Genomic DNA, 15,138 nt, shown 5'->3' on the forward strand with positions numbered 1-15,138 from the left:
TCTTTGCCATTCGTTGCTCTGAAAGCTTTTATTAGACGGAAAAAAGAGGCTCATATGAGCCTCTTTTCTATATGGTTGCATCGTATTGCTTACGTAGCACTAGCCTACTTATTTGGGTTCTCTTTTAATTTCTCCATCACCTGATCGAGCGAGAAGCTTGCTGCTTTTTGCCTTGGCGGGAACTCTTTGAAGGTTTCTAGGAACTTACTCACGTACGCTTGTGCTGGCACTAACATGTATGCCCTATCCATCATCCAATCGTAATACGTGTTGGAGGTAACATCCGCAACTTCATAAGGGTCCATGCGCAAATTAAAGATTTTTGGTACCCTTAATGGTGTAAAAGGTTCAGCCCAAACGAGTAATGTGCCTTTTGCACGCTGCTCCAAAAAGACGATTTTCCAATTGTTGTATCGGATCGAACTCAAATCACCATCGTCAGTAAAGTAAAATATCTCTTCACGCGGTGCTTTCTCTTCATTACCAGTGAGGTATGGCAGGAAGTTATAGCCGTCGAGATGAACTTTGAATTTTTCGCCACCAGCACTATAACCCTTTAGCAGCTTCTCTTTGATGTTGTCATCACCAGCGGCAGCTACCAAAGTCGGCATCCAGTCCATGTGGTGCATGATGTCATTCGAGACAGAACCCGCTTTAATTTTGCCCGGCCAACGTACCATTGCAGGAACACGGTACGCACCTTCCCAGTTGGTATTTTTCTCGCCACGGAATGGCGTTGTACCCGCATCGGGCCACGAGTTCATGTGTGGGCCATTATCGGTTGAGTAGAAGACGATGGTGTCGTCTTTAATGCCTAAATCATCCACTTTTTTCAGTAGTTGACCAACGTGGTTATCGTGCTCCACCATCCCATCAGCGTAAGTACTGATGCCTGTTACCCCTGAGTTCTTTTCACTTACATGAGTTCGATAATGCATACGAGTCGAATTCCACCAAACAAAAAATGGTTTTTTCGCTTTTACAGCACGATCCATGAAGTCGAGTGCCGCATCTAACGTCTCTTGATCGACAGTTTCCATACGCTTACGAGTCAGAGGCCCTGTATCTTCAATTTTGCCGTCAGCGTAAGAGCGAATCACACCGCGTGGGCCAAACTTCTTACGGAACTCAGGATCTTTAGGGTAATCGACGTTCTCCGGTTCTTCCTCAGCGTTCAGGTGGTAAAGGTTACCAAAAAACTCATCGAAGCCGTGGTTAGTAGGGAGATGTTCGTCTTTGTCTCCCAAATGGTTTTTACCAAACTGACCTGTCATATAACCCATGGGCTTTAGAAGCTCTGCAATCGTCACATCTTCAGGTTGCAAGCCCAAATCGGCACCAGGAAGTCCCACTTTACTTAGACCCGTTCTGAGCACAGTCTGGCCAGTAATAAAGGTGGAGCGACCCGCAGTACACGATTGTTCACCGTAGTAATCCGTGAACATCATGCCCTCTTTCGCGATGCTGTCGATGTTTGGTGTTTTGTATCCCATCAAGCCAAAGGTGTACGCACTGAGATTGGACTGGCCAATATCATCACCCCAAATGACGAGAATGTTAGGTTTCTCTGCCGCGATACTGCTACTTGTCGCGCCAATTAAGGCGGCGGCAAGAATCGCTAATCGACGTTTTACGCCATATTTCGCTGTCATATAAACCTCTGTGTGTATTAGAAAAGAGCTTCCTGCAACAGAATGTATAGTCTAGAAATAGTGGATAAGCGAATCTTAGAAATAAGAACTTTAGATACATTAAAAGCTGCTCTAGTCCCCAAAGTAGCTGATTATTTGCTTTAGAAATTGTGGTAGTACTTATTGATTTGGCGATTTAAATTGGTGCTCTTTCCGTCGTAGAGTTATTTCTTCCATATCAGAATTTTGATATGACTCCGACATATTGCATTACAAATAAAATACAGCATTGATTTCACGCCAACATTAATGATAATGGTTTTTACTATCATTAATAATTAAAATGCCAATATGTTTGAGTCTACCCTTTCGTCTGCTCCTAAGACGGCAGCTTCCGATAACGGTCTCAATAATGAATATGAGCTCGTACTGGATAAGCACAGCCATACTGTGATGATAAATCGTCCGCCAGACAAAAAGTTAGTTCAGCTTACAAGCGTTCAATTCGAGCTGCTCCGTACTCTGACTCATTATCAAGATCAAGTGCTTAGCAAACCTTTCCTTTATGAAACGGTACTGAAGCGCACGTTCTCAGAGCATGACCGCGCACTCGATATGCACATTAGTAGAATAAGAAAACGACTGGTTAGCGAAGGGATTAACGCGGATCGAATTCAGACCGTTCATCGACAAGGTTATGTATTTAAGCATGCGAAAAAGTAAAGAAATCGCGGCGAATTGCTCCAACTTTTGGTAATTGACCGCTTATTTTGCTTTAATTAATGCAAATTCTAATCACGTAAAATAACTCAATGAATTTGCGCTTAATTTTTATACTTTGCATTGCTACATTGTTTGCTGGCTGTGCAACCTATGCGGGCCTTAACTATGACCAACTGTTTGGTCCACAGCTCGTTCGTGAACGTACGGCGGACGTAGCTACACCTCAAGCAAACTTCTTCCAAAGCGAAGTCAAACCCATTATGGATAACCGCTGTGTCGTCTGTCATGCGTGCTACGATGCACCATGTCAGCTTAAGCTTTCTTCCGTTGAGGGTATTGACCGTGGCGCGAGCAAAGCACTGGTATATGAAGGAACACGACTTACTGCCGCCGCGCCAACACGCTTATTCGAAGATGCAGAAACAACCCAAGAGTGGCGCGATGCGGGTTTTCATCCGGTACTTAACGAACGTGATCAGAGCATGGCGGCCAACATTGATGCAGGCCTCATTGCACGTTTGCTACAACAAAAAGAACGCCACCCGCTGCCTGACCAAGTCCAGTTAGAAGGTTTTGATTTTTCGATAGATCGAGAACAAACCTGTCCAACAATTGAAGAGTACGAACAGTACGAAAAAGATAACCCAACCTGGGGAATGCCTTTTGGTATGCCAAACCTATCAAACAGTGAATACCACACACTGATGACTTGGCTGGAAAACGGCGCGATAATGAACGTTCACCAACCAATTAGTGAGCAAGAGCAAGCTCAAATCGACAAGTATGAAACTTTGCTCAATCGCGCTGATCTAAAAAATCAACTGATGGCGCGCTATATTTACGAGCATTTGTTTTTGTCTCACCTCTACTTTTCAGAACTCACTGAAGACCCTCGATTCTTTACGTTAGTTCGTTCTTCTACTCCACCGGGGCAACCAGTAAAACGTATTTCAACACGTCGCCCATACGATGATCCCGGGGTTGAGCGCGTGTTTTATCGAATTATTCCAGAACAAGGGACGATTGTAGATAAAACACACATGCCGTTCGCGTTAAACAAGCAACGTATTGAAAACTGGAACACATGGTTTATCGATGCTGATTACACGGTTAATCAACTACCGAGTTATGAACCTGAAGTTGCTGCAAACCCGATGACATCATTTATCGATCTTCCGGTTAAATCACGCTTCAAGTTTATGTTGGACAATGCGCAAAACACGATCATGGCTTACATTAAAGGGCCTGTTTGTCGTGGCCAACTTGCACTGAATGTTATCAATGATCGCTTTTGGATATTCTTTCTAGATCCAGATAAAGCAGATATCCCTGAAGTAAATGAGTTTTACCGCTCTCAGGCTGATAACCTAAGACTGCCAGCAGAGCAGGAAAGCAACACGCTGCCTGTTACCAACTGGGTTAAATACGCGCGTCAGCAAGCTCGCTACCTAGAAGCCAAGTCTGAATTTACCAATAACTGGTTTAAGGAAGGCGAAAACCTATCCACCGACGTAATTTGGGACGGTAATGGCACCAACCACAATGCGGCATTAACGATTTTCCGCCACTTTGACAGCGCGTCAGTCGTACAAGGGTTAGTTGGCGAGCAGCCGAAAACGGTATGGATTCTTGACTACGCGTTACTAGAACGCATCCACTATTTGCTCGTTGCTGGGTTTGATGTGTACGGCAACTTCGGCCACCAACTCATGACACGAATGTTCATGGACTTTTTGCGTCTGGAAGGCGAAAGTAACTTTATCTCGTTGCTACCAACCGATATGCGTCATGAACTGCAATCAAGCTGGTATAAAGATCAAAGTCCACAGTTAAGTGACTTTTTACAACGTAACGTGAAGCCATTTAACCAACCAACCAGCGTCGAGTACAAAACTGACGATCCAAAAACAGAGTTAGTCGAGTTGCTTAGAGAACGAGTTTCAGATGTTCTTCTTCCGCGCTACGAGGTTAAAGATACTGAGCTTTCTGCTCAAAGTGAAAAACAGCTCCAACGTATTGGCCAAGTTCGTGGAGAAGGCCTGAAAACCATTCCGCAAATCACCATGCTTATGGTGAGAAGCCAGCCTGGAAAAGATGAGTTATTCACCCTACTTCACAATAATGCGCACACGAATATTTCTAGCTTGTTTGATGAAGAAAGCAACCGCGACTTTGCTAACGATGATATGACCATCGTACGTGGCATTGTGGGAAGCTACCCAGCGGCATTTTTCTCGATCAACGAAAATCAAGTAAAAGAATTTGTCGATCAATTTAGTGCCATCCAAAATGAATCCGATTACGTTAAGTTGTTGGATAATTTTGCGATTCGCAGAAGCTCAGAAAAATTCTGGCCGTTTAGCGATCGTCTGCACAATTGGTACCGTACAAAACAACCGATCGAATTTGGATTACTTGACTATAATCGTTTTGAGAATCGATGATGATTTAAGGGGGTTCTCATGGGTATCCGAGATAACATTGCCGCTCTTGAACAACAGATTTACGTTGCTTGTTCTGAGGGAGACTACGAAACGGTCAACATGCTTGAGCATCAACTCGAATACTTGCGTGGCAAAGTGGAGCATCCTTTTGATGACGACCCTTATGCCCTAGACACTCGATTCGAGTGGGAAGATGACATGACCGAATAGAAAAAACCTCCGGCTTGCCGGAGGTTTTTGTTTTTGGGATGCAATTGATTTACTTCGCCATCAACTCATCAAGAGCTTGAATTGATTCAGACACTTGAGACACCAATTGATCTTTAGTCGCCATGTAGGTATCTAAAGGTTGAGGCGCAGCTTCAATTGCTTGGCAAGAGTTCATTAATGCCGTAAGCCCTAAACTCCCTGCGCTGCCTTTTAGTTTGTGAGCAAGGTTCTTCACTTCTTTACTGTCATTACCACCAGCAGACGCTTGCAGCTTGCTTAGTACATCGGCACTGGTCGTTCTAAACAGATTAATGATGTGCAACATCTTCTCTCTGCCCAAGATTTTCATATCGGACTCAATCACGCTCGGGTTAATGATGACCACATCTGATTCCTCTGTTTTAGGGACTTGAATAACCTTTGATTGTATCGCTTGTTCTTGAGGCGAAGTTTGATCAAACGGGGTACAGTCGGCATTTTGTGGCAACAACAACGGTTTTCCATCCAGCGCATCCTGAATCAATGCCGCTAGGGCTTCTTTTGCCAATGGTTTAGGTAAATACCCGTCAAAACCTGCAGCTAAATAGCGCTCAACTTCTTCGGCAAAAACGTGTGCAGACACTGCGATCATAGGCGTAGCAGCAAGGGCTTTATTGGCTGGTTTGTTACATTCAATTTGTTTCAAACGTTGGATTAACTCGGTTCCATCACAGTCTGGCAAGTTGATGTCGACTAAAGCGATATCAAAATCCTGCGTGCTGATCAGTTGCTCTGCCTGTGAGCCGTTTTCTGCCATCACGACCTGGTGGCCCATGCTTTCTAAAAAGCCTTCCGCAACCACTCGGTTTACTTCATTGTCTTCTACCAACAAGACTTTCGCTTTCACTTTGCAGCGCGCGGTTGCCACTGCACCGGTTTCAACAGGCTCACTTTCCTCTAATGGAATGGAAAACCAGAATCGACTGCCATCTCCTTCTTCAGAATCGACTTCTAAAATACCGCCCATCGCTTCAATGATTCGTTTACTGATGGCCAAGCCAAGCCCCGTTCCTCCAGTTTGACTCATCCCACCTTCGGCTTGCGTGAAGGCATCAAACAACGTTTTCTGATCTTTTTTGGCAATACCTATCCCGGTGTCTGATACTTCAAATAGGACTTGCGACTCATCCTCTGGGTTGAGGCTAACGTAGATATCAATTTCACCTTCGTCAGTAAATTTAATCGCGTTTCCGACAAGGTTGTTCAGCACCTGACTGATTCTGGTGACATCCCCTTTCCAATAGCGACTTACATCACTTTCAATATGATAGGAAAACAACAGCTTCTTCTCTTGAGCTCGGCTGTTCATTAACTGGAAAGTGTCTTCAACCATTTGGTGTAAATCGAAGCCCATGTGGCGAATCTCTAAATGCCCTGCTTCAATCTTGGAGTAGTCCAGCACATCATTCAGAATCGCGAGCAACGTTTTACCACTTCGGTTGATGATTTCCGCATAACGCTTTTGAATAGGATTGAGGCCGGAGTCAATCAACAGACGTGCCGTTCCGAGCACCCCATTCATCGGCGTTCTGATCTCATGGCTCATGGTCGCCAAGAATGCTGATTTAGCTCGACTCGCTTGCTCTGCTTGCTTACGAGCTTTCGCGTGATTCAAAACCTCTTCATTCAAACGGCGGTTAGCTTGTTTTAACTGCGAAGTGCGTTGCTCAACGAGCTCTTCCAAATGCTCTTTGTGCTCTTCGAGCTCTCGCTTGGCTTGAGCTTCTCCCTCTGCGACCACTTTTAGCGCTTGCGCTGTATTTCGAGCCGTGATGATAGCTTGCCCCATATGCGCTAGCTCATCTTTGCCTTTTACCTCCAGCTCGACGGCTAAGTTACCCTGCGCCACAGAAAGCAGCGCAGCAGAGTACTCTGCCAATCGCTTAACCACAGAAAGGTATACAACACGCCATAAAATCAGCACCAACACAATCAAACCAACAATTGAAATCACCGTTAGAGACCACTGAGCGAATTTCAGCGTGCTCGTCAATTCATCCACAGCGACGGTTGTTGTTTTGTTTGAATCATCAACCAATTTGTTTACGGTACCATTCAGCTCCGAAAACAATTCCAGTGTCTTTTGCATCAGTTGTTGAGATTGTTCGTTATTCTCATACTGCTGCATCAAAATAGTGAACACGACCTGACGCTTACCGAGCTCTGTTAGTAGTTGGCTCATTTGTTTAGAGCGAGTGGGATCTTCTACGGCAAGAACACGGCGCTTCATGATTTTGAGATTACTTTCAAAATCACTTTGCACCTGCTGGATTCGCTCAATATTGGTTAATGTGCGAGCCTCTTCAATTTGATTCAGCATTTTAAAAGCCAATAAGTGCAGCTCATGCAATCGCTCTGTCAGATCTAGATCCACTTCCACCAGCGCATCTAGTGCCTGATAAACTTGCGATTTTTTATTCGATTCTAATAAGTCATAGATATGTGTGACGTTAGCAACGGCAATGGTGCTCGTGTTCTGAACTTGCGTGCGAGTTAGCTGTTCCAACTCTTCACTCAGTAAGCGCATCTCTTCGACACGAGTATCAATCTCTTTTGCCAGCCACAGCTTTCTTTCAACCGAAACACCAAGTTCTGCCAAGTTGTCGATAACGTTCTGGACGTTATTCTCGAGATCTTCTAGCAATTGAGAATCAAACGACTCACTCCCCAGCTCTTTGATATGAGTAAGCAATGATTCGAGCTGTTCGAAAAGCACACGCCCAGACTCTTTTCTTTCCTGCTCGTTTCTTGCGTTTGATAACAGTTGTACAGACGAAATGATGCGAGTACTCAACTCAGAGACTTGCCTCGCTTCAATCATGGCGGGAATTGCAGAATCCACGACATTTCTTTCCGTCTTGGCAACTAAAGAAAATCCAGACACACCAATAAGTGCCGATAACATAACCAGCATTGCCATCGCAATGAAAGACAACAAGAGTTTACGACCGATGCTTGCGGTTGCTAGCAACATATTTTCATGACCTTAATGTTCGTGTTCAGCGACATATTACGTTATATTTTGCAGTGTTTACTTAATCTATGCCAACGAACTTCATTTCATGGTTAAAAATCAACACGCATTTCGCACAATTTTCAAACATTCTGCAGTCACATTAGCCCTTGTCGCTTCTTTACCAGTGGTTGCAGCAGAAAAAGTATGTGCCATTTACCCTCACCTAAAGGATTCATACTGGTTATCAGTAAACTATGGAATGGTGTCCGAAGCGAAAAAAGAAGGCGTCGAGCTGAGAGTCCTTGAAGCGGGTGGCTACCCAAACAAAACGCGTCAAGAGCAACAACTCGCACTGTGCAGCCAATGGGGAGCAGATGCGATTGTCCTTGGGACCGTGGACCCACAAGCCTATGAACATTCGCTTAAGAATTGGGTCGGAAACATTCCTGTCTTTGCTACTGTGAACCAACTCGATCTGGATGAAGAGCAAAATGAGCTGTTAAAAGGTACGGTCGGTGTTGACTGGCACTGGATGGGATACGAAGCAGGAAAATATCTCGCTGCTCGCCATCCAAAGGGATCAGGAAAAACAAACATTGCCTTACTTTTGGGGCCGCGTACTCGTGGAGGCACGAAGCCCGTGACTGCCGGATTTTATGAAGCGATCCAAGGAAGTGATATCAACATCGTTGACTCGTTTTGGGCAGACAACGACAAAGAGTTACAGCGTAACCTAGTTCAACGTGTGATTGATATGGGGAATATAGATTATATTGTTGGCAGCGCGGTTGCGATTGAAGCCGCTATCAGTGAACTGCGTAGCGCAGGCAAAGCTGAGGAGATCGGTTTGGTTTCGGTGTACTTAAGTCATGGTGTTTACCGAGGACTATTGCGTAACAAAGTGCTCTTCGCACCAACAGATAAAATGGTACAGCAAGGCAGGCTTTCCGTCATGCAAGCAGCGCATTACTTAAGGGGCAAAGAGTATGATAAACATGCCTCCCCAACGATCAAACCACTGACTCCGAAGACACTTCATGACGATACGATCGAAGAATCGTTATCTCCGTCAGAATATAGGCCGACATTCCGTGTTAAGGCTGTTGATTGAAAGACAAAAAACGTGTTCTATTGAATAACAACAATTTTAAAATCATACAAACGGAAACATCTTGATGCAAAAAACCATTCGTACCATGCCAACCCACAAACATGTGGCTTTGGTTGCCCATGACAACTGCAAACCTGAGCTACTTCGCTGGGTAAAAGAAAACAAAGAAAAACTGCAGAGTCACTTTCTTTACGCGACAGGCACAACCGGACACATGTTGAGCAAAGAAACTGGACTGGCGATTAAGAGCATGATCAGTGGCCCAATGGGCGGTGACCAACAACTTGGCGCGCTCATTTCAGAAGGTAAGATCGACGTTCTCGTTTTCTTCTGGGATCCGCTAAACGCCGTACCTCACGACCCAGACGTTAAAGCGCTTCTTCGTATTGCTAGCGTTTGGAATATTCCTGTGGCAACGAACCGAGCCACCGCTAAGTTCTTGTTTAACTCCCCTCTTCTTGAGCAAGAAGTGGATATTGAAGTACCGGATTACGAAGCGTATCTTGCTGAACGCATGTAAGCTTTGATGCCAACCGAATAACGTAAAGGCGATACTGAGTATCGCCTTTATTATTTCTAAAATTCAGAACTCAGCCTTCAACGCGAAGTGATGATCGGATAATCACCATTGACGAGCTCTTGAACAAATGCGGACCCAGCGCCAGTGTGCGTAATCCAAACTTTCTCTTTCGCACGCGTAATCGCCACGTAAAACAGCCTGCGCTCTTCTGCGTGAGGGAATTTGTCTTTAGACTCGGTCAATGCGCCATCAATGTGAATTTGCTTCTTCTTCGCAGGGAATTGCCCCTCATCCACAGAAAGAATAATGACAAAATCAGCCTCTCGCCCTTTACTCGCATGGCAAGTCATAAAACGAATATCGAGATTAGGAAAACGTCGCAACCAATCGTCATACAAGTCGGGCTTATGATAATGATTACGTCCTAACAATAAGACTGACTTGGTTTGCTTGGCTTGTTGATTCAATTGATCCAAGATCTTTTCAACTTGGTTGCTCGGTGCGGTATGCACACTCTTCTGCTTACGTTGCTTGTGGCTATTTAGTGTTTTCGGCAATTGCGATGGGTTTTGCTGAACAAAAGTGTTTGCCACATCACCAATCTGATTGTTGAAACGATAAGTCGTATCTAGATGATGAACGGTAGAGTGAGCAAAGCGCTCTTTAAACCCAGTGATAAGATCGACGTCCGCACCAGCAAACTGATAGATGGCCTGCCAGTCATCACCAACCGCAAACAACGTCGCACCCGCTTGTTTCGGTGTAGATTCGCACAGTGCTTCAATCAGAGCTAAACGGTCTGGAGAGATATCTTGGTACTCATCGACCATAATGAAGCGCCATGGGGATACAAATTTCCCTTTATTTACATAATCTGTCGCACGACTGATCATGGTAGGGAAATCCACTTGATTGCTTTCTTTAAGCATTTTCTGCCACGCAGTAAAACATGGCCAACACAAGGCGAGTTCGCTGTTTAAACGAGTATAGTCTTGGTGATTTACCAACTTTTCTTGCACTTGCTTTTTGGTTAGCCCTACCGCAGCTAAGTGAGACAACTGAGAGTCTAGCCACGCGATCAGTTTTGGGTTTTCTGAGTGACTTCCTAACTCATCGTCCCCTTTTAAATAGGCAATCGGCCATTTGTCTAAATGTTTTTGCCAACGTTTAAAGTTAGTAGGCGTCATCCAATGCTTTTTCAGCCAATCTACACACCATGCTGTTCGCTGGTTGTCATCTAACGCCAACGGACTGATCTCAACAGGCTGTTGCTCAACTTGATTGAGTATATATAAGCCTAGTTGATGGAACGTATTCACACGCACACCGTCTGCGGCCATGCCTACTTTATCCACTAAACGCTCTTTCATTTCAGTCGCGGCATCACGACCGAAAGCCAGCATAAGCAACTCTTCTGCTTGAGCCTGGTGGCTTTGCAACAAGTATGCAACTCGAGCCGTTAAAACACTGGTTTTGCCAGAGCCAGCGCCAGCAAGGACTAAGTTGTGATCATCGTTGAGCAACACCGCATATTGCTGGGATAAGTTTAAAGGCGAAGATTCTATGCGATTAAACAGCACTTCCCAATTCGGACGTTCTTCCTCAAGCCAATCACGATTACGCTCACCAAGCGTCGCAGACGTATCAATAAGCCAAGGTTCGATTTCCGCCATGCGATTCGGCATCCGCATTTTGGCTTCTTCTAGAGTGGTTTTCATTTCGCTTAACTCTTGGTTAAGACTTTCCACCCAGGAGACCACTTGAGAGTGTGATAGATAGGCAGGAAGATGCTTAAGTTTGTAGAGCTCTTCTTCCCACTTAGGTAGATACTCAGCCAGTTTTCGGCACTGAGTATTGTGCCATTCTTGATACTGACGAACAGCTTCAAGAGCAAACTTACGGCATTGTGGCCACGGTAGCCCTTGTACTAGCCAGCTTTGTTGTTTGCCTTCGTGCTCATGAGCAAAAAACTGCAAAGAGCTCCATAACAACCCACGCTTTACGCTAACTTTGCCATTCCAGATCGTAAAAGGAATATGTTCTTCACTGCCTATTGAGCTTAATAAAACACTGTTCTCTTTTATTTCGACGTGATGGTACTCATTTTGAATAAAAAACTGTGCTTTGCTAGTGGCAGTGAGCTGCATGAAACGTGCGCCTTTTAATTTAGAAGTTGTCGATTTATATCATTTTAAGGCGCCAAATTGTAGCAATGGCGAGCACCTAAGTAAGCATCTTCTTTTATTCTTTAATAAAATTCACATTACTGTCGATTTAGTAACCTAAAGCTCATTCTATTTGAAGCTGACTTTACAATTATAGACACATTGCATGGCTGCTTTAGTATAAGTCAATGACATCCCTGTTGATTTTATCAGCAACAACGAATTTTTCTTAAAGTAAATCATAAACGCGCTATAGTGGTTTTGGTAGTATTCCCCCGTTCTTCATCGGAAACATAAGGCGCATTGTGCAAGCAACTTCTAAATTTCGGCTCTATTGGGCAAACAAGACCATAAATTACAGCGTTCTTATCCTAATCACCTTACTGGGTGTGGTTATCCCGACTTGGTACTTCGAGCAAAATACGCTGATCACGCCGCTAATATTGGGCGTTATTGCTGCTGCTTTGGCAGAGAGTGATGACAGCTTCACTGGGCGCATCAAAGCGCTGATTCTGACCTTTCTCTGTTTTGCGCTCGCCGCTTTCTCAATTGAAATCTTGTTCGACACCCCTTGGGCATTTGCATTAGGGTTATTTATCTCAACCTTTGGTTTTATCATTCTTGGGGCGATAGGTCCTAAATATGCGAGCATTGCTTTTGGCTCTTTGCTGATCGCCATTTACACCATGCTTGGCGCACATGAGAGTACCAACATTTGGTTTCAGCCACTGCTGCTTTTAACTGGTGCGGCTTGGTATTACTTCATGTCGATGATTTGGCAGATATTTTGGCCTCTTCAGCCTGTGCAACAAAGCTTAGCCAATGTGTTCTTCCAAATGGCAAATTATCTCGATGCGAAAGCCAAGCTTTTTCACCCTGTCACCAACCTAACGCCACAGCCACTTCGGATTGAAGCCGCAAAGTGCAACGCAGCGACGGTGATGGCGCTAAACGCTTGCAAAGCCACATTACTAAACCGCTCGAAACGCGGCCACATTGATGGCCCTAGTGACCGATTCTTAAATATCTACTTCATCGCTCAAGACATCCACGAACGAGTCAGCTCTAGCCATTACCGCTATCAAGATTTAGCAACTGAATTTGAACGTTCTGATGTGCTGTTTCGCTTTAAATATCTTTTGGAATCTCAAGCCCAAGCGTGTCGTGATATTGCATTAGCGATTCAGCTAGGGAATGAATACTCACATACCGATCAGTCCATCTTGGCCTTAGCTGAAGTGCAAAATTCACTTGCTTACTTAGAAGAACAAAAGCAAGGACACTGGAAACGTCTGCTAATGCAGTTAACATATTTATTCAATAACTTAGCGACGGTAGAAAAGCAACTGAATAACATTAACAACCCAGATGTTGAGGGCCTAGAGGAAGATACGCTCGCCGATACTAACCCGCACACATTAAAAGCCATGTGGCAGCGTATATCCGCGAATTTACACAAAGATTCGATGCTGTTTCGACACGCATTGCGTATGTCGATTGCCTTGACGATTGGTTATGGAATCATTCAAGTATTCAACATCGACCGAGGTTACTGGATACTCTTAACCACTCTCTTCGTGTGTCAGCCAAACTACAGTGCAACGCGTCAAAAGCTGACAGCGCGAGTCATAGGCACATTAGCCGGTTTGTTAATTGGCGTACCATTACTGACTTTCTTCCCTTCTCAAGAAAGCCAGTTAGTATTCATCGTTATTTCTGGCGTGATGTTTTTCGCCTTTCGGATGAACAATTACGGATATGCAACTGGTTTTATCACACTACTGGTCCTCTTCTTATTCAACCAGTTAGGTGAAGGTTACGCGGTTGTGCTTCCTCGACTGGCCGATACCCTCATCGGGTGTGTGCTTGCTGTAGGAGCCGTACTGGTTATTTTGCCAGATTGGCAATCGAGAAGGCTGCACAAAGTCATGTCGGATGCGATAGATGCTAACAAACAGTATCTCGATCAGATCATTGGTCAGTATCGAATTGGTAAAAAGGACAACTTGAGCTATCGCATTGCTCGTCGTCAGGCCCATAACAGTGATGCCTCACTTTCTTCTGCCATAAGTACAATGCTTGCGGAACCTGGTAAATATCGTGCTGCCGTTGATGAGAGCTTCCGCTTCTTAACGTTAAATCACGCAATGCTGAACTATATTTCTGCTCTTGGTGCGCACCGAACTCGCATTGAAGATGAGTCAATTCATAAGCTCGTTTTAGATGCGCACCGCTGTATTCATCAGCATTTAGACGTTCTCCATAAACAGCTTCACCAGCATTGCGAAGAGTGCGATTTATCTAATATTGACGACGCCGGACTTGAGCAACGCTTAAATGAGTGGCGAGATGAAGATGATAGTTCCGCTCGCATGGTATTGCAGCAACTTCACCTTATCTATCGCATGCTCCCAGAGCTACATTCACTCGCCAGTAAGTTTGCAGTGAGGGTTAACTAGTAACACACGGATAGAAAAGGGAAGCGGATTGTCGCTTCCTTTTTTCTTTCTACTTTTCTATCTACCCCAAAGTGGGTAATTATGTACCTTCATAGGAAAAATCTGACGTATCACTTAACGCACCTTGACAATATTCGGACAAAAAGCAATCGATCAAATTCTAATCTATCTAGGTTGAATAAATATGTTGTATCCAAAGGACGAAGAATTTCGGGAAATGAAGGATAAACCGAATTACAACGAGGGTATTGAGATGAACGCACAACAATTTAATGAACTTAAACAAAAGCTCAGCGATTTAACGGCGAGTCAGTTGAAATCATTACAGGGTGAGATAAGCGTAAAGTTAAACAAAACGCAAAACCCAGTACTTTCTGTTGAAGAGCGAGAAATGCTTTCTAAACTGTTTGCTTAATCAAATCATTGATATAAAACACTTGAACGTTTTATAAACTCCACCTATGCTCTCATTAGCATAGTATTGGGAGTGGTGATATGCCTGTATCAGGAATTCAATCTGGGCACCAAATTGTTCAGATGTCACAGCAGATGGCTGAAAAAGCCGCGCATGGCATTAATGATAATTTAGGTAAAGTGAAAGAAGAGATCGCTTCTCACAACATCGATTTGGCTAAAGTGGCAGATGTCGCAATAACCGCTTCAACTCCTAGCCTCCCCTCTCAAAAAGTTGAATCACTCATCAACCTTACGCAAGCTGCAGGTTACAACCGAGTGGGTGCGTCCGTCATTGAGAAAAACAATGAAGTCATTGGCAGCTTACTCGATATTCACGTCTAAAACTTCTTAGTTCCGACCTGTCACTACAAATCCGTAACAAGCCCTCTTTTGCTACCTAATGTTGTGCTATTTCGATTCAATA

At 44.3% G+C, this 15,138-nt stretch carries 11 protein-coding genes; 8 read left to right on the forward strand and 3 right to left on the reverse strand.

The window, feature by feature from the left end:
* Nucleotides 1-104: 104 nt before the first annotated feature.
* Nucleotides 105-1,652 carry an arylsulfatase gene (locus F7Y48_RS10145; RefSeq protein WP_085344631.1) on the reverse strand — a complete coding sequence of 516 codons (1,548 nt, stop codon included), beginning with the start codon at nt 1,650-1,652 and terminating at the stop codon, nt 105-107.
* 330 nt (nt 1,653-1,982) lie between these two features.
* Between F7Y48_RS10145 and F7Y48_RS10150 the strand changes: the two genes are divergently transcribed.
* From F7Y48_RS10150 to F7Y48_RS10160, 3 genes are all read left to right on the forward strand, one after another.
* Nucleotides 1,983-2,354 (forward strand): winged helix-turn-helix domain-containing protein, encoded by a 372-nt coding sequence (locus F7Y48_RS10150; protein ID WP_227483998.1) that lies wholly within the window; start codon nt 1,983-1,985, stop codon nt 2,352-2,354.
* Nucleotides 2,355-2,443: 89 nt separating this feature from the next.
* Nucleotides 2,444-4,798, forward strand: coding sequence for a fatty acid cis/trans isomerase (locus F7Y48_RS10155; protein ID WP_258508453.1), 2,355 nt, complete (start codon nt 2,444-2,446; stop codon nt 4,796-4,798).
* An 18-nt stretch (nt 4,799-4,816) separates the two neighbouring features.
* Nucleotides 4,817-5,008, forward strand: a complete 192-nt coding sequence (locus F7Y48_RS10160) for a hypothetical protein (protein WP_005376565.1) — start codon at nt 4,817-4,819, stop codon at nt 5,006-5,008.
* Nucleotides 5,009-5,057: 49 nt separating this feature from the next.
* Here the strand turns inward: F7Y48_RS10160 and torS are convergent, their stop codons facing one another.
* A complete protein-coding gene (gene torS / locus F7Y48_RS10165) occupies nt 5,058-8,021 on the reverse strand; it encodes a TMAO reductase system sensor histidine kinase/response regulator TorS (protein ID WP_258508457.1) in 2,964 nt (987 codons plus the stop codon).
* Nucleotides 8,022-8,064: 43 nt separating this feature from the next.
* Here torS and torT point away from each other — a divergent pair, with 43 nt between their 5' ends.
* Entirely contained in the window at nt 8,065-9,114 is a 1,050-nt protein-coding gene (gene torT / locus F7Y48_RS10170; protein ID WP_258508648.1) for a TMAO reductase system periplasmic protein TorT, read from the forward strand.
* 64 nt (nt 9,115-9,178) lie between these two features.
* The gene (locus tag F7Y48_RS10175; RefSeq protein WP_005376571.1) at nt 9,179-9,634 is read left to right on the forward strand and encodes a methylglyoxal synthase; all 456 of its coding nucleotides are present in this window, start codon (nt 9,179-9,181) and stop codon (nt 9,632-9,634) included.
* A gap of 77 nt (nt 9,635-9,711) precedes the next feature.
* On the opposite strand, the gene helD is transcribed toward F7Y48_RS10175, so the two are convergent.
* Complete coding sequence (helD, locus tag F7Y48_RS10180; RefSeq protein WP_150916766.1) at nt 9,712-11,781, reverse strand: DNA helicase IV; 2,070 nt, start codon at nt 11,779-11,781, stop codon at nt 9,712-9,714.
* A gap of 323 nt (nt 11,782-12,104) precedes the next feature.
* Between helD and yccS the strand changes: the two genes are divergently transcribed.
* The 3 genes from yccS to F7Y48_RS10195 all read left to right on the forward strand — a co-directional run bounded on the left by yccS (nt 12,105) and on the right by F7Y48_RS10195 (nt 15,056).
* Nucleotides 12,105-14,258, forward strand: coding sequence for a YccS family putative transporter (gene yccS, locus F7Y48_RS10185; protein ID WP_005396670.1), 2,154 nt, complete (start codon nt 12,105-12,107; stop codon nt 14,256-14,258).
* Between the two features lie 184 nt (nt 14,259-14,442).
* Complete coding sequence (locus F7Y48_RS10190; RefSeq protein ID WP_041853076.1) at nt 14,443-14,673, forward strand: hypothetical protein; 231 nt, start codon at nt 14,443-14,445, stop codon at nt 14,671-14,673.
* 80 nt (nt 14,674-14,753) lie between these two features.
* Nucleotides 14,754-15,056 (forward strand): hypothetical protein, encoded by a 303-nt coding sequence (locus F7Y48_RS10195; protein WP_005396673.1) that lies wholly within the window; start codon nt 14,754-14,756, stop codon nt 15,054-15,056.
* Nucleotides 15,057-15,138: the final 82 nt, after the last annotated feature.

The organism is Vibrio sp. 2-1-2a (genome assembly GCF_032648565.1).
GTDB classification, from domain to species: domain Bacteria; phylum Pseudomonadota; class Gammaproteobacteria; order Enterobacterales; family Vibrionaceae; genus Vibrio; species Vibrio diabolicus.

Coding starts and splice junctions, on each gene's coding strand:
- F7Y48_RS10160 (WP_005376565.1), top strand. CDS start 4,817: ATGGGTATCCGAGATAACATTGCCGCTCTTGAACAACAGATTTACGTT.
- helD (WP_150916766.1), bottom strand. CDS start 11,781: ATGCAGCTCACTGCCACTAGCAAAGCACAGTTTTTTATTCAAAATGAG.
- F7Y48_RS10175 (WP_005376571.1), top strand. CDS start 9,179: ATGCAAAAAACCATTCGTACCATGCCAACCCACAAACATGTGGCTTTG.
- F7Y48_RS10190 (WP_041853076.1), top strand. CDS start 14,443: ATGTTGTATCCAAAGGACGAAGAATTTCGGGAAATGAAGGATAAACCG.
- F7Y48_RS10195 (WP_005396673.1), top strand. CDS start 14,754: ATGCCTGTATCAGGAATTCAATCTGGGCACCAAATTGTTCAGATGTCA.
- F7Y48_RS10145 (WP_085344631.1), bottom strand. CDS start 1,652: ATGACAGCGAAATATGGCGTAAAACGTCGATTAGCGATTCTTGCCGCC.
- F7Y48_RS10150 (WP_227483998.1), top strand. CDS start 1,983: ATGTTTGAGTCTACCCTTTCGTCTGCTCCTAAGACGGCAGCTTCCGAT.
- F7Y48_RS10155 (WP_258508453.1), top strand. CDS start 2,444: ATGAATTTGCGCTTAATTTTTATACTTTGCATTGCTACATTGTTTGCT.
- torS (WP_258508457.1), bottom strand. CDS start 8,021: ATGTTGCTAGCAACCGCAAGCATCGGTCGTAAACTCTTGTTGTCTTTC.